Consider the following 17676-nt stretch of genomic DNA (forward strand, 5'->3'; position numbering starts at 1 on the left):
CGCCACCGTCCCTCCCCCCTACCGACTCACCGGTGCATCACCGCACGCGGCCTTCCTTCCACGCCTGGAGCAGCTTGTCATAGGCGATGGTCTCGCCCTTCGGCTTCTCGTTGTCCAGCTTCTTCCAAGGCGCGTGCTCGGTGCTCAGCCACTTGGCCGGGTCGCTCTTGGGGTTCAGCTTGGGCGCACAGTTGGTCATGCCGGCGCGCTGGAGCCGCGCCATTACCTGATCCATCTCCTCGGCCAGGTTGTCCATGGCCGCCTGCGGGGTCTTCTCGCCCGTCACCGCCGTGGCCACGTTCTTCCACCAGAGCTGGGCCAGCTTCGGGTAGTCGGGCACGTTGGTACCGGTCGGCGTCCAGGCCACGCGGGCCGGGCTGCGATAGAACTCGATCAGGCCGCCGTACTTGGCCGCGTTCTTGGTCAGGTAGTCGGTGTTGATGTCGCTCTCGCGGATAAAGGTCAGGCCCATCAGCGACTTCTTCAGCGAGACCGACTTGGCCGTCACGAACTGGGCGTAGAGCCACGCGCCCGCCAGGCGGTTGGGGTCGGTGTTCTTGAAGAAGGTCCAGGAGCCCACGTCCTGGTAGCCGTTCTGCATGCCCTGCTTCCAGTACGGCCCATATGGCGACGGCGCCATGCGCCACTTGGGCGAGCCATCGGCATTCACCACCGGCAGGCCCTTCTTGGTCATGTCCGCCGTGAAGGCCGTGTACCAGAAGATCTGCTGGGCGATCTGGCCCTGCGCGGGCACCGGGCCGGCTTCGGAGAAGGTCATGCCCATGGCCTGCTGCGGGGAGAACTTCTTCATCCATTCGATGTACTTGGTCAGCGCGTAGACCGCCGCCGGGCTGTTGGTGGCGCCGCCGCGTGAGACCGAGGCGCCTACCGGCGTGCACTTGTCCTCCGCCACGCGGATGCCCCACTCGTCCACCGGTATGCCGTTGGGCAGGCCCTTGTCGGCGGTGCCGGCCATCGACAGCCAGGCGTCCGTGAAGCGCCAGCCGAGCGAGGGGTCCTTCTTGCCGTAGTCCATGTGGCCGTAGACCTTCTTGCCGTCCAGCTCCTTCACATCGTTGGTGAAGAAGTTGGCGATGTCCTCGTAGGCCGACCWGTTGGTCGGCACGCCGAGGTCATAGCCGTACTTGGCCTTGAACTTGTCCTGCAGGTCCTTGCGGGCGAACCAGTCGGCGCGGAACCAGTACAGATTGGCGAACTGCTGGTCGGGCAGCTGGTACAGCTTGCCGTCCGGCGCCGTGGTGAACTTGGTGCCGATGAAGTCCTTCACGTCGAGGCCGGGATTGGTGAATTCCTTGCCGGCGCCGTTCATATAGTCGGTCAGCGGCAGGATCGCGCCATAACGGTAGTGGGTGCCGATCAGGTCCGAATCGGAGATCCAGCCGTCGTAGATCGACTTGCCGGACTGCATCGACGTCTGGAGCTTCTCCACCACGTCGCCTTCCTGGATCAGGTCGTGGTTGACCTTGATGCCGGTGATTTCCTCGAACGCCTTGGCCAGCGTCTTGGACTCGTATTCATGCGTGGTGATGGTCTCCGACACCACATTGATCTGCGTCACACCCTTGGCCTTGAGCTTGGCGGCGGCGTCGATGAACCACTTCATCTCGGCCATCTGCTTGTCCTTGGCCAGCGACGACGGCTGGAACTCGTTGTCCACCCACTTCTTCGCGGCGGCCTCGTCGGCTCGCGCCCCGCCGCATGCCAGCGTGGCCGCCATGGCCAGGGCCGACATCCCCAACTTCACGTGCACTTTCATCAGTGTCTCCTATTGGAATAATGGAATGATGGAACGGCAACGACTGCGCGCGCCGGCGGGCGTCAGCCACGGCGCATGACCACAAGCAGCACCACGGCCGCGATGGCCGCGCTGATCCAGATCGACGGTTCCTCCGCCAGCCCGAACCAGGTCTGCATCTTCTCGCCCAGCCCTACCCAGGCCAGGTTGATCCACGCGGCGAACATCAGCCCGATGAACAGCCGGTCGCCGCGCGTGGTGGCAATCGGCAGGAAGCCCTTGCGCATGACCGTGGGGGAGCGCGCCTCCCAGACCGTCATGCCGATCAACATCACCACCACCAGCGCGAAGAACACCGCCACCGGGGTGGTCCAGACCATCCAGCTCAACATGTGACGAACTCCTCTCTTTGACCGGGGCGCGCTACACGCGGCCCATGGCGAAGCCCTTGGCGATGTAGTGCCGCACGAACCAGATCACGATGGCGCCCGGCACGATGGTCAGCACGCCGGCGGCGGCCAGCACGCCCCAGTCCATGCCGGAGGCCGACACCGTTCGGGTCATGGTGGCGACGATCGGCTTGGCATTGACTGAGGTCAAGGTCCGCGCCAGCAGCAGTTCCACCCAGCTGAACATGAAGCAGAAGAACGCCGCCACGCCCACCCCGGCCTTGATCAGCGGCAGGAAGATGGTGAGGAAGAAGCGCGGGAACGAGTAGCCGTCCACATAGGCGGTTTCGTCGATCTCGCGCGGCACGCCGGACATGAAGCCTTCCAGGATCCAGACCGCCAGCGGCACGTTGAAGACCAGATGCGCCAGCGCCACGCCGAGGTGGGTGTCCATCAGCCCGATGGTGGTGTAGAGCTGGAAGAACGGCAGCAGGAACACCGCCGGGGGCGTCATGCGGTTGGTCAGCAGCCAGAAGAACACGTGCTTGTCGCCGATGAACTGGTAGCGCGAGAACGCGTAGGCCGCCGGCAGCGCCACGCTGATCGAGATCACCGTGTTCAGGGCGACGTAGATCAGCGAGTTGATGTAGCCGGAGTACCAGGAGGCATCGGTGAAGATGGTCCGGTAGTGCTCGAGCGTGAACGACGCCGGCCACAGCGACAGCGTGGTCAGGATCTCCTCGTTGGTCTTGAACGACATGTTGACCATCCAGTAGATCGGCACGATGGCGAACAACAGGTAGACCACCAGGAACACCGGCCGCCATGCGCCGGCCCGGTTGCTGGCGTGTTGACTAGCCATGGGGCACCTCCTCCCCGCCGGACGTGCCGGCGCGCTGCATCCAGTTATAGAGGATGAAACAGGTCAGCAGGATGATCAGGAAGTAGACAATCGAGAACGCCGCCGCCGGCCCCAGGTCGAACTGGCCCACCGCCTTCTGGGTCAGGTACTGGGAAAGGAAGGTGGTGGCGTTGCCCGGCCCGCCGCCGGTCAGCACGAAGGGCTCGGTATAGATCATGAAGCTGTCCATGAAGCGCAGCAGCACGGCAATCATCAGCACGCCGCGCAGCTTGGGGAGCTGGATGTAGCGGAAGACGGCGAAGCGGCTCGCCCCGTCGATCTGGGCCGCCTGGTAGTAGGCGTCCGGAATCGCGCGCAGCCCGGCGTAGCAGAGCAGCGCCACCAGCGGGGTCCAGTGCCAGACATCCATCACCAGCACCGTGACCCAGGCATCCACCGCGCTGCCCGTGTAGTTATAGTCGAATCCCATCGCCTCCAGGGCGGCGCCGAGCAGGCCGATGTCGGTGCGGCCGAAGATCTGCCAGATCGTGCCGACCACGTTCCATGGAATCAGCAGCGACAGCGCGATGATGACCAGCACCGCCGACGCCCGCCAGCCCTTGGCCGGCATGGCCAGCGCCAGCAGGATGCCGAGCGGGATCTCCACCAGCAGCACGGCCAGCGAGAAGCCGAGCTGGCGAACCAGGGCGTCGTGCAGTTCGCCGTCGCGCAGCACGGTGCGGAACCATTCCGTGCCGACGAACACGCGGCGCTCCGGCGAGATGATGTCCTGCACCGAATAATTGACGATGGTCATCAGCGGCAGGATGGCGGAGAACGCCACGCACAGCACCACGGGCAGCACCAGCAGCCAGGCCTTCTGGTTGACGGGCTTCATTGGACCAGTTCCTCGTTGATATAGAAGCAGGTGTGGCGATTGAACACCGTGAGCCACGCCGTGTCCCCGGGGGCCAGGGTGGCCGCCTCGGTGCCGAGCCGGGCGCGCAGGATGCCGCCGGCCTGATCGCCCTCCCCCGCCACCGTGCCGGTGACGAGCCAGTACGTGCCGATGTCCTGCGCGCGCGTCACGCGCATCGGCATGGCCTGGGGGTCGTCGGCGGCGGCCAGTTGCAGGTACTCGGGCCGCACCCCCACCTTGAAGGTGCCGGCGCCCTCCAGCGCGGCGCCGATGCCCGCCGGCAGCTCCGGCATGTAGCGGCGCCCGGCCACCTCGATGGCGCCGTTGCGCCACGTCCCCGGCAGGAAGTTCATGCCCGGCGAGCCGATGAAATTGCCGACAAAGGTATGCGCGGGCCGCTCGAACAGCGCATCGGCGGCGCCCACCTGCACCGCCTTGCCGCGCGACATCACCACCACCTGATCGGCGAAGGTCAGCGCCTCGGTCTGGTCGTGCGTCACGTAGATCAGCGTCAGCCGGAATTCGTGATGGATTTCCTTGAGCTTGCGCCGCAGCTGCCATTTCAGGTGCGGATCGATCACGGTCAGCGGCTCGTCGAACAGGATGGCCGAGACGTCCTGCCGCACCAGCCCGCGCCCGAGCGAGATCTTTTGCTTGGCGTCCGCCGCCAGCCCGCTCGCGCGACGGTCCAGCGAAGCCGACAGGTCTAGCATTTCGGCGACTTTGCCCACCCGCTCCTTGACCTGGGCCGCCGGCACACCGCGATTGCGCAGCGGAAAGGCCAGGTTCTCGCCCACGGTCATCGTGTCGTAGATCACCGGAAACTGGAACACCTGGGCGATGTTGCGCGCCTGCGGGGTGGCGGCGGTCACGTCCTGGCCATCGAACTGGATCGTGCCCTGCGAGGGCCGCAGCAGGCCGGACACGCAATTCAGCAGCGTGGTCTTGCCGCAGCCGGAGGGCCCGAGCAGCGCGTAGGCGCCGCCATCCTCGAAGGTGAAGCGCAGCGGCAGCAGCGCGTAGTCCTCATCGGTCTTCGGTTCGGCGACGTAGGAATGGGCGAGGTCGAGGTCGATCCTGGCCATCTCAGCCACCCGTCTCGGTGATGGGCGTGCTGACCACATCGGCCAGCGCGCCGGGCCGCTGGGGCGCGTGGATGCGCAGGCCGGCGGCGTCGAACAGGTAGAGATGGGCCGGCTCCAGATGCAGCGAGAGCGGCGCGCCGAGTTTCAGGTCGAGCACCCCGGCGAACTGCGCCACGAGGTTGCCCATCGCCGTATCGAGGTGGACGAAGGTGTCGGAGCCGGACAGTTCGGCCAGCGCCACCTTGCCCGGCACGGCCACCGCGCCGGGCACGGCGGCCAGCCGCAGCGCGGCGGCGCGCACGCCCACCGTGACCGGGCCATCGGGCGCCTGCACGTCGGGGAGCGGAATCACGATGTTCCCGGCCAGCGTTACGCGGCCCGCTTCCAGCCGGCCTTCGACGAGGTTCATCGGCGGATCGCTAAACGCCCGCGCCACGCGCAGCGAGGCGGGATAGTGGAAGACCTCGGGGGTCGGACCGTACTGGAGCAGTTCGCCGGCATCGAGCACCGCCGTGTAGCCGCCGAGCAGCAGCGCCTCGGCCGGTTCGGTGGTGGCGTAGATGACCGTGGCGTCGCCATGGGCGAACAGCTGGGTCAGCTCCTCGCGCAATTCCTCGCGCAGCTTGTAGTCGAGGTTGACCAGCGGCTCGTCCAGCAGCATCAGCGGCGCGTTCTTGGCCAGCGCCCGGGCCAGCGCCACGCGCTGCTGCTGGCCGCCGGACAACTCCGCCGGGTAGCGCGCCAGCAGGTGGTCGATGCGCAGCCGGCCGGCGATTGCGCGGACCTGGGTGTCCAGCTCCGGCCCGCGCACGTTGCGCAGCCGCAGCGGCGAGGCGATGTTGTCGAAGACGGTAAGCGAGGGGTAGTTGATGAACTGCTGGTAGACCATCGAGACATTGCGCTCGCGCACCGGCACGCCGGTCACGTCGGTCCCGTCGGCCAGTACCCGGCCCGCGCTGGGCTTGTCCAGCCCCGCCATGACCCGCATCAGCGAGGTCTTGCCCGCCTGGGTGGCCCCAAGGAGAATGGTCACGGCCCCGCGTACAGGCGCCAGTGACATCGGATAAAGATAGGCTTGCGATCCCACCTGCTGCGCAACGCCGTCCAGGCTCAGTTGCATCCGGTCTCCATCGGTTCGATTCGTGTTCGAACTGCATTGGCGTGCTTGTTCGATCACATTCAGAACCGTGACCGAGGGGCACTATTCATGGCATCCCGCTCGTTTTAGCAAATAAACGAACACAAAACAATCGTGCAGTGCATCATTTGTTTTCGTTTGTGTTTGAACTAGAATGCGGCACATGACGCTCAATCCCCGCCAGACCGCCCTGCTCGAGGAAGTCCGCAACCAGGGCTTTGCCTCCATCGACGAACTCGCGCGCAAGTTCGGCGTGACGCTGCAAACCGTGCGGCGCGATGTGAATCTGCTGGCGGAAAACGGCATGCTCGCGCGTTTTCATGGCGGCGTGCGGATGGATGGGTCCACCACCGAGAACATCGCCTACCGGCAGCGGCAGGTGCTGCATGCCGAGGGCAAGGTGCGCATCGCGCGGGCCGTGGCGGCGGCGGTGCCGGAAGGCTGCTCGCTGATCCTGAACATCGGCACGACGGTGGAGGAAATTGCCCGCGCGCTGATGCATCACCGCGGGCTGCGCGTCATCACCAACAACCTGCACGTGGCCAATATCCTGGCCGACAACCCCGATTGCGAGGTCATCGTGGCCGGCGGCGTGCTGCGCTCGCGCGACCGGGGCATCATCGGCGAGGCCACGGTGGAGTTCATCCGCCAGTTCAAGGTCGATATCGGCCTGATCGGCATCTCGGGCATCGAGACCGACGGCACGCTGCGTGACTACGATTTCCGCGAAGTGAAGGTGGCGCGCACGATCATGGAGCACTCGCGCGAGGTGTGGCTCGCGGCCGATGCCAGCAAGTTCAACCGTCAGGCGATGGTGGAACTGGCGCCACTCTCCAGCATCGACCGCCTGTTCACGGACGAGCCGCTACGGCCGCCGTTTGTGCAGATGCTGGCGGACAGTGGAGTGAATTGTGTGGTGGCGGACGGGGAATGAAGCGGGGGCGGTGTCCTTGACCGGCGCCGTCCCTCTCCCCCGACCCCWCWCCCGGAGGGAGAGGGGAGGAACACCCTCGGCCTGTCACGCGCTGCCGGTTTGCTCCCCTCTCCCGCTTGCGGGAGAGGGGCCGGGGGAGAGCGTCAGCGCCCCTTGGTGCGATACCGTCCGTTTACTTGAAGACGACGGTCTTGTGCCCGTTCACCAGGATGCGGTGTTCGGCATGCCACTTGACCGCGCGGGCCAGCGCCACGCATTCCACGTCGCGGCCGACGGCGGTCAGTTGCTCGGGGTCCATGCTGTGGTCCACGCGCTCGATTTCCTGCTCGATGATCGGGCCTTCGTCGAGGTCGGCCGTCACATAGTGCGCCGTGGCGCCGATCAGCTTCACGCCCCGGTCGTGCGCCTGGTAGTACGGCTTGGCGCCCTTGAAGCTCGGCAGGAAGGAATGGTGGATGTTGATCGCGCGGCCGGCCAGCTTGCGGCACAGGTCGTCGGACAACACCTGCATGTAGCGCGCCAGCACCACCAGATCAATGTTCTGGTCACGCACCACCTCGAACACGCGCGCTTCCTGCGCGGACTTCTGCTCGGCGGACGCGTTCATCAGCGGCAGGTGGAAGAACGGCACGTCGTACGACGCGGCGAGCTGGTAGAAGTCACGATGGTTCGAGACGATCGCGGCGATCTCCACCGGCAGCCCGCCCGCCTTGGCGCGGAACAGCAGGTCGTTCAGGCAGTGGCCGATCTTGGACACCATGATCATCACGCGCGGCTTCACGGTGGCGTCGAATACATCCCACTGCATGCCGAACTGGTCACCGACCGGCGCGAAGGCCTGGCGCAGCGCGGCGAGGTCCGGGCCGCCGGGGGCGGGCATGAAATGCACGCGCATGAAGAAACGGCCCGTGAATTCGTCGCCGTACTGGTCGGAATCGACAATATTGCAGCCGTGCTGGAACAGCAGGCCGGAAACAGCATGAACAATGCCCGGCTGGTCCGGGCACGAAAGGGTAAGGATAAATCCGGTGGCGCTCATCGTAGGCAAATCGGGCAAATCATCATGTGGCAGGCCGGCACCGTGATGCGCAGCGAGGCTGGGGCGGGTCAGGCTGGGGGCGCGCTGGGCGTCCAGCCGCGCCGGATAAGCGTATCCAGCGTCACCAGCGTGGCATCCACGGTCATGGCGCGGTCCGCCATGATAGCAAGCAATGCGCCCGGCTCGATACGCCGGTGCTCGGCCACCTCCCCGTCGCGGTTCACCGGCACGAAGTCCGGCGGCAGCGTCAGGTCATATATGTATACGTGCTCCCACTGCACACCCTCGGGGATCTCGCGCAGTACCTCGATCACGCCGTGGGGCGCGGCCCGGCCCGCCAGATCGGGCGGAATGCCGGATTCCTCGTCGCATTCCCGGATCAGCGTTTCGAGCGGATGGCTGCCGTGGGGCATGCCGCCGGCCACGAGGTTGTCCCACATGCCGGGGTCGACCGATTTGCTCTCGCTGCGGCGGGAAATCCACATCGCCCGCTCGCCGGCGATGATCCCGTTCATGTGCGAGGCGAAGGTCAGCAGCCCGAGGAAGCGCGCTGCAGCGCGCTCCACCACGGCGAACGCCGGCGCGGCGAGGGCCGGGGTGATCGCGAACAACTCGTTGCGCCAGCCGCGCACGTGGCCGGCGTCGGCCAGTTGCCGTGCCAGCGTGGCCAGCGCCGCGCTGCGGGTCTCGAAGGTGGTGCAGGCGGGGAGCAGCGTCACGGCGTCCGGCTCGCCCGCGGGGCCATCGCCCAGCATGCCGGGGATGCGCCGCAACAGTTCCGCATGGACGCGGGGCATCCACCCCACCTGCTGTCCCGCCACGGTCAGCCGCAAGTGGGCGGCGGGCTCGAACGGGCTGCGCGCGGTCACGCCGGCGCGCACCACACTCACGATATCTGACGGTTGGAACAAGGATTCGGCCATGGCAGCGATGTCTGGCCGGCAAACCCGGCCGCAATTCAATTCCGGATGGAACGCATGACCCCGACGCCTTCATCGCAGCAGCCCCAGTACGTGCTGGCCCTCGACCAGGGCACCAGCAGCTCGCGCGCCATCCTGTTCGATCACGCCGGCAATGTGGTGCGGATCGCCCAGCGCGAGTTCCGGCAATATTATCCGCATCCCGGGCACGTCGAGCACGATCCCTATGAAATCTGGCAGTCGCAGCTGGCCGTGGCCCACGAGGTATTGGGCGATGCCGGCGTCAGCGGCACCCAGATCCGCGCCATCGGCATCACCAACCAACGCGAGACCACCGTGCTGTGGGACCGCAAGACCGGCGAGCCGGTGGGCCGCGCGCTGGTCTGGCAGGACCGCCGCACCGCGCCGATGTGCGAAGCCTTGCAGGCCGAGGGCCACGGCGACACCTTCCAGCAAAAGACCGGCCTGATCATCGACGCCTATTTCTCGGGCACCAAGCTGCGCTGGATGCTCGACCACTACGAAGGCGCCCGTGCCCGCGCCGAACGCGGCGAACTGGCCTTCGGCACCGTCGATAGCTGGCTGATCTGGCAATTGACCGATGGCAAGCGCCACGTGACGGATGTGTCGAATGCATCACGCACGCTGCTGTTCAACATCCACGATTTCCGCTGGGACGACGAACTGCTCGGCCTGCTCGACATTCCGCGCAGCCTGCTGCCGGAGGTGGCGCCCTCCAGCGGCGAGGTGGCGCGCACCTCGGCCCGGCTGTTCGGCACCGAGATCCCCATCGCAGGCATCGCCGGAGACCAGCAGGCGGCCACCTTCGGTCAGGTCTGCTTCTCGCCCGGCATGGCGAAGAACACCTACGGCACCGGCTGCTTCATCCTGATGAATGCCGGAAGCCAGCCCGTGACCTCGCGCAACCGGCTGCTGACGACGATTGGCTGGCAGATCGGCAACGACACGCAATATTGCCTCGAAGGCGGCGTGTTCATGGGCGGCGCCACGATCCAGTGGCTGCGCGACGGCCTGAAGCTGATCCAGAGCGCGCCCGAGGTGGAGCCGCTCGCGCGGCAGTGCGAGGACACCGGCGGCGTGGTGCTGGTGCCGGCCTTCGCCGGGCTCGGCGCGCCACACTGGGACCCCTTCGCGCGTGGCACCATCGTCGGCATCACGCGGGGCACCGGCGGGCCGCATATCGCCCGTGCCGCGCTGGAATCGATCGCCCTGCAAAGCGTGGATGTACTCGACGCGATGCAGAAGGACGCCGGCATCGCGCTGGCCGAGCTGCGGGTGGATGGCGGCGCCTCGCGCAGCGACCTGCTGATGCAGATGCAGGCCGACCTGCTCGGCACGCCGGTGGTGCGCCCCCGCGTGACCGAGACCACCGCGCTGGGCGCCGCCTATCTGGCCGGGCTGGCCACCGGCTACTGGGCCGATACCGAAGAGATTGCGCGCCAGTGGCAGGTGGAGCACCGCTTCGAGCCACGCCTCTCCGCCGATGAGCGCGCGCAGCGGCTGGCCCGCTGGCACCGCGCCGTGGACCGCGCCCGCGACTGGGCGCGCGACGACGCGCCGGCCGCCTGACCGCGCCTCACCACGCGACATCGCCAAACTTCGCCGACATACGATCGATTTGCACCGAACCACCATGCCCACACCCGCCCTCCCCATCCAGCCCCCCTCGCGCGCCGCCCTGCTCGACACCCTGCGGCGCGAGGCCCGCTGGGACGTCATCGTCATCGGCGGCGGCGCCACCGGGCTCGGCACGGCCGTGGACGCCGCGTCGCGCGGCTATCGCACCCTGCTGCTGGAGGCGGCCGACTTCGCCAAGGGCACATCAAGCAAGGCCACCAAGCTCGTGCACGGCGGCGTGCGCTACCTGGCCCAGGGCAACATCAGCCTGGTACGCGAGGCGCTGCACGAGCGCGGCCTGCTGGCCCGCAACGCGCCGCACCTGGTCTGGCCGCTGGGCTTCGTGGTGCCGGCCTACCAGATGTTCGACCAGCCGTTCTACGGCATCGGCCTCAAGGTGTACGACATGCTGGCGGGCAGCCTGAACCTGTCCGGCAGCCGCTGGCTGAACCATCGGGAGACGCTGGAGGCCGCGCCCACGCTGGCCGAACACGTCGGCGGCCGGCCGCTGCGCGGCGGCAACCTCTACTTCGACGGCCAGTTCGACGATGCACGGCTGGCCGTGGCGCTGATGCGCACGCTGTTCGACGTGGGCGGCACGGCGGTCAACTACATGCGCGTGACCGGACTCTCGCAGAAAAACGGCGTGATCACCGGCGTGACCGCGCAGGATGCCCTCGATGGCAATGGCAATGGCAACGGCGAAGGCAGCGAGACCTTCCCGCTGCGCGCGGACTGCGTGATCAATGCCACGGGGGTGTGGGTCGATGCCGTGCGGCAGATGGAGGACGGGCAGGCGCGGACCATGGTGGCGCCGAGCCAGGGCGTGCACCTGACCATCCCGCGCAGCTTCCTGCCCGGCGACCGCGCGATCCTGATACCGAAGACCGATGACGGCCGGGTGCTGTTCGTCGTGCCCTGGAACGGCCACACCATCGTCGGCACCACCGACACGCCGCGCCACGACCTGCCGCTGGAGCCCCGCGCGGGCGCCGATGACGTCGATTTCATCCTGGAGACGGCGGCGCGCTACCTGTCCCGCGACCCCACGCGCGCCGACGTGACCAGCGTCTGGGCCGGCCTGCGGCCGCTGGTCAAGGCGACTGGCGAGGCGTCCACGGCCTCGCTGTCGCGCGAACATACGATTTTGGTGTCGAAGGCTGGCCTGATCACGGTCACCGGCGGCAAGTGGACCACCTATCGCAAGATGGCCGAGGACGTGGTGGAAACGGCGATCCAGCGCCAGCTACTGCCCGCGGCACCGGGCCGCACGGCCGATCTGCCGCTGCACGGCGCCACCGGCCTGCCGGCGGACCTGCCCGCGCCGGGCTCCGGGTCGCCAGACCGCTACTACGGCGCCGACCTGCCGCTGGTGCACGCGCTGCCCGGCGCCGACGTCCTGGTGGTGCCCGAAACCGGCCTGACCGAGGCCCACGTCCGCTTTGCCGCCCGCCACGAACTGGCCCGGCGCGTGGAAGACGTGCTGGCCCGCCGCAACCGCGCGCTGTTCCTGGACGCCCGCGCAGCACTGGCCGGCGCCCCGCGCGTGGCCGCCATCCTGGCCGAGGAACTCGGGCACGACGCGGCCTGGCAGGCGCGCGAACTGGAGAGCTTTGGCGCGCTGGCGAAGGGGTACCTGCTATAAAGGCGCAGCTGGCGCCAAGACTTGGGCGATAATGCCGGGTATCGCATCAGGGAGAACACCATGGACGAGATTGACGATCTGTCCGATCTGCCGATGCCMCGGTTCATCTGGGGCTTCGCTGTCATCGCCGGCAAGGGCGGCGAGATCATGCATGACGAATTTGAATATTTGACCCACACGCGCAGCCCGCGCTTCACGTGCCGTGTGGTGGAGCTGGAGGACATGCCGGCGGACAGCGAGGAGTCCGGCATCGACGGCCGCCTCGTGCATTACGACGAGCCGGACCGCCTGTTCTACATCACCGACGCCGGGCTGGCGCTGGTGAACTTCCAGCTGTTTGACAGCTTGCCCGAGAAAGGCAAGCTCAAGAAGGTCTGCGACGAAGCCATCACCAACTGGCTGCTGCGCCGCGATTTCCTCGACGACGAGGAAGACGAAGGCTAAAGCCTTCAGCGCCCCTCTTCCACAGGGAGAGGGGCCATCCCAGCTTCAGGCGGTCACGCCCGCCAGCCCCTTTTCCAGCACTTCGGCCATCAGGCCGTTCATGCCGCCCGGGTGCTCCTTGGCGAGTTCCTGCAGGCGCGTCGCCAGTTTCCCTTCCAGTTTGCATGCAAACGGCACCAGGCCGGCCTGCTGGTCGAGCTTGCGCTGCTCGCGCCGGGCGAGCGTTGCCGCCTGACCCGCGCCACCGCCACGCACCGCCGCAGCGTGCTTCATCTCATGGGCGATCTTGAGGCCTTTGTTCTTTTCCAGGTCCGTCTTCTTCACGGGAATTTGTCCGAGGGGAATTAAGTAAGGGCGCCATTGTACCGGGGCGGGCCAGGTGGCCGGTTTATTCCGGCTGCACCGTGATCAGGCCCGACGCCACGCGTTCGATCTCGCAATAGACCGGCAGCGCCTCCAGCGGCCCGGTGCAGCCTACGCCCGAGGCCTGGCCCGCATCCGCGCCCGGGGGCAGGAACACAAACGCCATGCCGGGCTGCCAGCCCGGATGCCGACGCAGGCTGTCGTTGAGGATGTCGAGATACTGCGCACGCGAGAAGACCTGCTTTGCCATGTCTCATGCCTCCGGGTGGAATCATCTCGCGGAAATCCTAGCATGGCGCCCCGCGCGGCAGTTACCGCATGATGAGAAGACCGTGACTCAGCACTCGCCTTTCTTGGCGTGGCCCGGCGGGCAGCCCTTGCCGCCCTTGTCCTTGTGCTTGCCGTGGTCGCCCGGCCCCTGGTTCCAGCGCTCCGGCTGCATCACCCAGCCATTGCTCGCCTCCACCCAGCGCGGCGACTCGTAGACATAGCCCGGCCGATCCTTGGCCCACTTGCCCTGCTTCCACTTGTGCTTGTGACCGTGGTCGTCCCAGGCCCAGTAGCCGGGCTGCCAGACATAGCCGGGGCGCGGCGCGGGCACGGCCTCGTAGATCGGGGCCGGCGGCGGGGTGCCGATGCCGATATTGATATTGACCTGCGCCATCGCCGCCGGCGCGAACGCCAGGGTGGCTGCGAGCAGCGTCGCGCCTGTCATGGCGCGGACGAGATGGCGTTGGACCTGGTCTTGAAGCCTGGGCATTCCTTCTCCTTCTATCTGTCTTCGGGTTTTCGATGGCAAACAGGCAGCAGCGGGCACGGACCGATGGGGCCCGCCTTGCGAAAGGATATCGGGAAACGAGGTGGCGTGACAGTCACCGGGCACGCCGGATGAGCGACCGTCAGTGATCGGCGGCCATCGCCTTGAGCTGGGCGTCGCCGGCCACGCGCGCGGCGTCGGCCGTGGTGAACGTGTCGTCGGACACAATGGTGCGCCGGACCTGCTGGGCGCTGAAGTCCACCAGCGCAATGATCCAGACATAGCGCCCTGCCTGCGGCGCGGTCTGCACGAACGCCTTCACTTGCCCTTTTTGTTGCGATTGGGATTCGGTTGCCATGGTGCCCTCCGTGGACAAACGCGTTCAAACGACTCTAGCACATCCACATGGGCGCGCCCGCTACAGTTTGCCGGCCCGGTGCCGACATCCCAATGGATCCCACCCTACTGGCCCCCACCCCCACCCCCACCCCCACCCCTGCCCGTGCCGCGCGCCAAGTCTCTGTCCCTCCTGCTGCCCGCCTTGCCGATGCTCGCCGCGCTGCTGCTGGCCACGCCCCGGCTGGCCGCGCACGACCTGGCACCGGCCGCCCCGGCGCTGCCGCGCCCGGAGGCCGTGGCGCGCGTGGTCATGTCCCTGCTCGGCTACGCGCGCTGGCCCGTGGAGCGCGACACCCTGCGGCTCTGCGTGGACCCCGTCGCGCGCTATGCCGGCAAGCTGATGGAGGGCGGCGCGCTCTCCACAGGCCGGCTGGTGGCCACGCGGCAGCTCGATCCGATGGCCAGCAACCCGGCGCCCGACTGCGACGCGCTCTATGTCGGCGCGATGTCCGCCCCGCGTCGCGAGAAGATCTCGGCCGACCTGACCGGCCGCCCGGTACTGATCATCGCCGAGGAAGACTTCGAATGTGACGCAGGCAGCATGTTTTGCCTCAATGTCCGCGAGCGGCAGGTCTCGTTCCGCGTCAACCTCGATGCCCTCGGCCGCAGCGGCATCCACGTCCACCCCGGCGTGCTGCAACTGGGTCGCCGCAAGGCGCCGGCATCATGACCCGCGCCGCCCGGCCGTCGCTCTATGGCACCCTGCGCCGCTTCCACCTGAGCGTGGCGCTGATCGCCGTCTTCACGGCCGGCACCACGCTCACCGGCCTGGGCCTGACCGCGCTGCGCGACTATGCCGACCACAACCTGCGGCTGGTGGCGCGCTCCATCGCCTATACGGTGGAGGCGCCGATCGTGTTCCGCGATGAAGCCGCCGCCGCCGAGACCCTGGCGATGATCGCCGCCAGCGAAGACGTGACCGCGGCCTGGATTTTCGATCGGGACAGCCAGCCGGTGGCCAGCTGGCATCGCCATGGTTCGGCGCGCTTCCCAGACCTGCACCAGTTCGCCCGGGACCTGCTGACCTCGGGCCCGGTGGACCAGCCGGTCTTCCACGAATCCCAGCAGGTGGGCAGCGTGCGCGTGGTCGGCGACCCCGTGGCGCTGCTCCACTTCCTGCTCAAAGGCATGCTCGGGTTGATGGCCTGCCTGCTGCTGACGGCGGTGGGCGCGCACTACCTGTCCAGCCGCATGCTCGTGCACATCATCGATCCGGTGCGCAGCCTGATGCGCGTGGCCCATGCGGTGCGATCCGAACGCGCGTTCGGCCAGCGCGTGCCGCCGGCGCGCATCGACGAACTCAATGCGCTGGGCGAGGATTTCAACGTGCTGCTCGACGAACTGGAGGCCTGGCAGGGACAGTTGCAGCACGAGAACCGCTCGCTGGCACATCGCGCCACGCACGACAGCCTGACCGGCCTGCTGAACCGCGCCGCCTTCACCGAGGCACTCGACCAGGCCGTGCGCAGCGCGGCGGCGCTGGGCCAGCGCGTGGCCGTGCTCTATCTGGACAGTGACGATTTCAAGGGCATCAACGACCGCCACGGCCATGCCGTGGGGGACACGGTGCTGGTGGGCATCGCCCAGCGCATCCGGGCCTGCCTGCGCGAGACCGACCGCGCGGCCCGGCTGGGCGGCGATGAGTTCGCGGTGCTGCTGGGAACCTTGCGGGAGGCCGACGACGCCGTGCTGACCGCCCAGCGCATCCTGGCGGCGATGACCGAGCCGTTCGGCGTGGCGGGCGGGGCGAGCATCGGGGCGACGCTCAGTATCGGGGTGGCGGTCTATCCGGTGCACGCGCGCGGCGGTACCGCGCTGCTGCATGCGGCGGACGCCGCGATGTACGGCGCCAAGCGCCAGTCCGGCGCCACCTGGCGCTACGCAGAGGCGGTGGCGCCGGCCTGAGCCGCACCATCCGCCATCCACAATCCTCAGTCGCCGAACGGGTTCGGCACGGTGGAGACCGGCTCGTCGGTCAGGTCGAACTCGTCCCGGACGTCATCCACGACATTGCGGATGGCGGCTTCGAAGCCGCGTGCATTGCCGAAGCGGGCCATGTCCCAGTTCCGGCCGCGCACATCGCGCGGGTGCGGCTGCGGGTCCGGCACCTGGATGTGTCGGCCTTCGTCGGCAATCTCGTCGATCTGCTGGACCCGCCGGCTCACCTCTTCCATGATGACGCGCCGGCTGCGCTCGCGCTTGGCCATGACTGGCCTCCTCTCGGTGGTTCGTCCGCGGCCATCCTAGCACGGGCACGCCGTGCGTTATAGCGCTGCCTTGGCCGCCTGGTAGGCCGCGTAGAGGCGCTGGAACACCGGGCCGGGCTTGCCGTTGCCGATGGCGCGGCCGTCGAGCGTGACCACCGGCAGCAGCTCCTTGCTGGCCGACGACAGCATGACTTCGTCCGCCGCGAAAACCTCGTCGCGCGAGATGCGGCGCGAGGTGAACGAGATGTCCATGGCGGCGCAGAGTTCCTCCATCAGGCCGTAGCGGATGCCTTCCAGGATCAGGTTGTCCTTCGGCGGGGCCACCACGCGGCCCTGCTGCACCAGCCACACGTTCGACGCCGAGGCCTCGGTGAGCTGGCCGTCGCGGAACTGGATCGCCTCGGTCACGCCGTTGGCGGCGGCTTCCTGCGCAGCCAGCACGTTGCCGAGCAGCGAGGTGGACTTGATCTGGCAGTTCAGCCAGCGGCGGTCTTCCATCGTCACGCAGGCCACGCCCTGCTCCACCGCCGACGCCGGTGGCAGCGCCATCGGGTTGGTCATGATCAGCACGGTCGGCGTGACCGCTTCCTTCGGGAACGCATGTGCCCGCTTCGCCACGCCGCGCGTGACCTGCATGTAGACCATCTGGTCCGACAGGCCGTTGGCCTGGACCACGCGGCCGATCAGCGCGAGCCATTCGGCTTCGGTATAGGGATCGTCGATGCCGATGGCCGCCAGGCTGCGCTTCAAACGCGCCAGATGCTGCGCGCCCCGGAACGGCTTGCCGTTGTAGAGCGGGATCACTTCATAGATGCCGTCGCCAAAGATGAACCCGCGGTCGAGGACGGGAATGCGGGCTTCGGACAACGGGAGCAGGTCCCCGTTCAGGTAGACGATGGCTTCGGACATGGCGCGATGACGGCGATGAGGGTAGGAGATTGTCATTCTTCCACATGGCGCTTCCTCCCCTTATGCAAATTGTGCATCGACGCTGCACCATTTCTCGCCAATCCGCGCCCGTGTGACGCCAAACGCTTGACCCGTTCGCGCAAACAGGAGCCACTGAATTCAATCTTTTGCCCGAATGCGGCGATGTGAATTGAATTCTTTTTAATTCACGATCCACGCCCCGCACCACCTCGTAATTCGCCGAAAACTGCGTGCTATATTCGTCACGCAGTCCCGTGAGCGCGGCGCTTCGG

The 17676-nt window shown here is 67.4% G+C and carries 20 protein-coding genes; 6 read left to right on the plus strand and 14 right to left on the minus strand.

Annotated elements, in window-relative coordinates:
• Positions 1-37 precede the first annotated feature (37 nt).
• From AC1DEL_RS11485 to AC1DEL_RS11510, 6 genes are all read right to left on the minus strand, one after another.
• Positions 38-1765 (minus strand): ABC transporter substrate-binding protein, encoded by a 1728-nt coding sequence (locus AC1DEL_RS11485; RefSeq protein WP_477159083.1) that lies wholly within the window; start codon positions 1763-1765, stop codon positions 38-40.
• Positions 1766-1839: 74 nt separating this feature from the next.
• Entirely contained in the window at positions 1840-2148 is a 309-nt protein-coding gene (locus tag AC1DEL_RS11490; protein WP_149135621.1) for a DUF2160 domain-containing protein, read from the minus strand.
• Positions 2149-2179: 31 nt separating this feature from the next.
• A complete protein-coding gene (locus AC1DEL_RS11495) occupies positions 2180-3007 on the minus strand; it encodes a carbohydrate ABC transporter permease (RefSeq protein ID WP_092289866.1) in 828 nt (275 codons plus the stop codon).
• Positions 3000-3884, minus strand: coding sequence for a carbohydrate ABC transporter permease (locus tag AC1DEL_RS11500; protein WP_477125764.1), 885 nt, complete (start codon positions 3882-3884; stop codon positions 3000-3002). Before AC1DEL_RS11500 ends, AC1DEL_RS11495 begins: the two co-directional genes overlap by 8 nt.
• Positions 3881-4990 carry an ABC transporter ATP-binding protein gene (locus AC1DEL_RS11505; RefSeq protein WP_092289870.1) on the minus strand — a complete coding sequence of 370 codons (1110 nt, stop codon included), beginning with the start codon at positions 4988-4990 and terminating at the stop codon, positions 3881-3883. Before AC1DEL_RS11505 ends, AC1DEL_RS11500 begins: the two co-directional genes overlap by 4 nt.
• A gap of 1 nt (position 4991) precedes the next feature.
• Positions 4992-6110, minus strand: coding sequence for an ABC transporter ATP-binding protein (locus AC1DEL_RS11510; RefSeq protein WP_092289872.1), 1119 nt, complete (start codon positions 6108-6110; stop codon positions 4992-4994).
• Positions 6111-6291: 181 nt separating this feature from the next.
• Between AC1DEL_RS11510 and AC1DEL_RS11515 the strand changes: the two genes are divergently transcribed.
• Positions 6292-7062, plus strand: a complete 771-nt coding sequence (locus tag AC1DEL_RS11515) for a DeoR/GlpR family DNA-binding transcription regulator (protein WP_177219831.1) — start codon at positions 6292-6294, stop codon at positions 7060-7062.
• Positions 7063-7234: 172 nt separating this feature from the next.
• Here the strand turns inward: AC1DEL_RS11515 and purU are convergent, their stop codons facing one another.
• Both purU and AC1DEL_RS11525 read right to left on the minus strand, forming a co-directional pair.
• Positions 7235-8101 (minus strand): formyltetrahydrofolate deformylase, encoded by an 867-nt coding sequence (purU, locus tag AC1DEL_RS11520; RefSeq protein ID WP_092289875.1) that lies wholly within the window; start codon positions 8099-8101, stop codon positions 7235-7237.
• Positions 8102-8169: 68 nt separating this feature from the next.
• The gene (locus AC1DEL_RS11525) at positions 8170-9024 is read right to left on the minus strand and encodes an NUDIX hydrolase (protein ID WP_092289880.1); all 855 of its coding nucleotides are present in this window, start codon (positions 9022-9024) and stop codon (positions 8170-8172) included.
• 54 nt (positions 9025-9078) lie between these two features.
• Between AC1DEL_RS11525 and glpK the strand changes: the two genes are divergently transcribed.
• The 3 genes from glpK (at position 9079) to AC1DEL_RS11540 (ending at position 12748) form a co-directional block, all read left to right on the plus strand.
• A complete protein-coding gene (gene glpK, locus AC1DEL_RS11530; protein ID WP_477125765.1) occupies positions 9079-10611 on the plus strand; it encodes a glycerol kinase GlpK in 1533 nt (510 codons plus the stop codon).
• Between the two features lie 64 nt (positions 10612-10675).
• Positions 10676-12304, plus strand: coding sequence for a glycerol-3-phosphate dehydrogenase/oxidase (locus tag AC1DEL_RS11535; RefSeq protein WP_092289884.1), 1629 nt, complete (start codon positions 10676-10678; stop codon positions 12302-12304).
• 60 nt (positions 12305-12364) lie between these two features.
• A complete protein-coding gene (locus AC1DEL_RS11540; RefSeq protein WP_092289886.1) occupies positions 12365-12748 on the plus strand; it encodes a hypothetical protein in 384 nt (127 codons plus the stop codon).
• Between the two features lie 45 nt (positions 12749-12793).
• Here AC1DEL_RS11540 and AC1DEL_RS11545 read toward each other — a convergent pair whose 3' ends face one another.
• From AC1DEL_RS11545 to AC1DEL_RS11560, 4 genes are all read right to left on the minus strand, one after another.
• The gene (locus AC1DEL_RS11545) at positions 12794-13072 is read right to left on the minus strand and encodes a hypothetical protein (RefSeq protein WP_092289887.1); all 279 of its coding nucleotides are present in this window, start codon (positions 13070-13072) and stop codon (positions 12794-12796) included.
• A gap of 64 nt (positions 13073-13136) precedes the next feature.
• Complete coding sequence (locus AC1DEL_RS11550; protein WP_092289888.1) at positions 13137-13361, minus strand: hypothetical protein; 225 nt, start codon at positions 13359-13361, stop codon at positions 13137-13139.
• A gap of 87 nt (positions 13362-13448) precedes the next feature.
• A complete protein-coding gene (locus tag AC1DEL_RS11555; RefSeq protein WP_092289890.1) occupies positions 13449-13871 on the minus strand; it encodes a YXWGXW repeat-containing protein in 423 nt (140 codons plus the stop codon).
• A 139-nt stretch (positions 13872-14010) separates the two neighbouring features.
• Entirely contained in the window at positions 14011-14226 is a 216-nt protein-coding gene (locus AC1DEL_RS11560; RefSeq protein ID WP_092289892.1) for a hypothetical protein, read from the minus strand.
• 189 nt (positions 14227-14415) lie between these two features.
• Between AC1DEL_RS11560 and yfiR the strand changes: the two genes are divergently transcribed.
• Positions 14416-14937: a regulatory sequestration protein YfiR gene (gene yfiR / locus AC1DEL_RS11565; protein WP_441644005.1), complete on the plus strand. Its 522-nt coding sequence runs from the start codon at positions 14416-14418 to the stop codon at positions 14935-14937.
• Positions 14934-16172, plus strand: a complete 1239-nt coding sequence (gene dgcN / locus AC1DEL_RS11570) for a diguanylate cyclase DgcN/YfiN (protein ID WP_092289903.1) — start codon at positions 14934-14936, stop codon at positions 16170-16172. The genes yfiR and dgcN overlap by 4 nt, the downstream gene beginning before the upstream one ends.
• Before the next feature lie 26 nt (positions 16173-16198).
• Here the strand turns inward: dgcN and AC1DEL_RS11575 are convergent, their stop codons facing one another.
• Positions 16199-16474 (minus strand): hypothetical protein, encoded by a 276-nt coding sequence (locus tag AC1DEL_RS11575; RefSeq protein WP_092289905.1) that lies wholly within the window; start codon positions 16472-16474, stop codon positions 16199-16201.
• A 57-nt stretch (positions 16475-16531) separates the two neighbouring features.
• Positions 16532-17383 carry a D-amino acid aminotransferase gene (locus AC1DEL_RS11580; protein ID WP_092289907.1) on the minus strand — a complete coding sequence of 284 codons (852 nt, stop codon included), beginning with the start codon at positions 17381-17383 and terminating at the stop codon, positions 16532-16534.
• Positions 17384-17676: the final 293 nt, after the last annotated feature.

It is taken from the genome of Cupriavidus sp. 10L43_2, from assembly GCF_056395265.1.

What these genes read in the sequence shown, in the direction of transcription:
- AC1DEL_RS11490 (WP_149135621.1), bottom strand. Translation starts at nt 2,148, where the DNA reads ATGTTGAGCTGGATGGTCTGGACCACCCCGGTGGCGGTGTTCTTCGCG.
- AC1DEL_RS11495 (WP_092289866.1), bottom strand. Translation starts at nt 3,007, where the DNA reads ATGGCTAGTCAACACGCCAGCAACCGGGCCGGCGCATGGCGGCCGGTG.
- AC1DEL_RS11500 (WP_477125764.1), bottom strand. Translation starts at nt 3,884, where the DNA reads ATGAAGCCCGTCAACCAGAAGGCCTGGCTGCTGGTGCTGCCCGTGGTG.
- AC1DEL_RS11505 (WP_092289870.1), bottom strand. Translation starts at nt 4,990, where the DNA reads ATGGCCAGGATCGACCTCGACCTCGCCCATTCCTACGTCGCCGAACCG.
- AC1DEL_RS11510 (WP_092289872.1), bottom strand. Translation starts at nt 6,110, where the DNA reads ATGCAACTGAGCCTGGACGGCGTTGCGCAGCAGGTGGGATCGCAAGCC.
- AC1DEL_RS11515 (WP_177219831.1), top strand. Translation starts at nt 6,292, where the DNA reads ATGACGCTCAATCCCCGCCAGACCGCCCTGCTCGAGGAAGTCCGCAAC.
- purU (WP_092289875.1), bottom strand. Translation starts at nt 8,101, where the DNA reads ATGAGCGCCACCGGATTTATCCTTACCCTTTCGTGCCCGGACCAGCCG.
- AC1DEL_RS11525 (WP_092289880.1), bottom strand. Translation starts at nt 9,024, where the DNA reads ATGGCCGAATCCTTGTTCCAACCGTCAGATATCGTGAGTGTGGTGCGC.
- glpK (WP_477125765.1), top strand. Translation starts at nt 9,079, where the DNA reads ATGACCCCGACGCCTTCATCGCAGCAGCCCCAGTACGTGCTGGCCCTC.
- AC1DEL_RS11535 (WP_092289884.1), top strand. Translation starts at nt 10,676, where the DNA reads ATGCCCACACCCGCCCTCCCCATCCAGCCCCCCTCGCGCGCCGCCCTG.
- AC1DEL_RS11550 (WP_092289888.1), bottom strand. Translation starts at nt 13,361, where the DNA reads ATGGCAAAGCAGGTCTTCTCGCGTGCGCAGTATCTCGACATCCTCAAC.
- AC1DEL_RS11555 (WP_092289890.1), bottom strand. Translation starts at nt 13,871, where the DNA reads ATGCCCAGGCTTCAAGACCAGGTCCAACGCCATCTCGTCCGCGCCATG.
- AC1DEL_RS11560 (WP_092289892.1), bottom strand. Translation starts at nt 14,226, where the DNA reads ATGGCAACCGAATCCCAATCGCAACAAAAAGGGCAAGTGAAGGCGTTC.
- yfiR (WP_441644005.1), top strand. Translation starts at nt 14,416, where the DNA reads ATGCTCGCCGCGCTGCTGCTGGCCACGCCCCGGCTGGCCGCGCACGAC.
- dgcN (WP_092289903.1), top strand. Translation starts at nt 14,934, where the DNA reads ATGACCCGCGCCGCCCGGCCGTCGCTCTATGGCACCCTGCGCCGCTTC.
- AC1DEL_RS11575 (WP_092289905.1), bottom strand. Translation starts at nt 16,474, where the DNA reads ATGGCCAAGCGCGAGCGCAGCCGGCGCGTCATCATGGAAGAGGTGAGC.
- AC1DEL_RS11580 (WP_092289907.1), bottom strand. Translation starts at nt 17,383, where the DNA reads ATGTCCGAAGCCATCGTCTACCTGAACGGGGACCTGCTCCCGTTGTCC.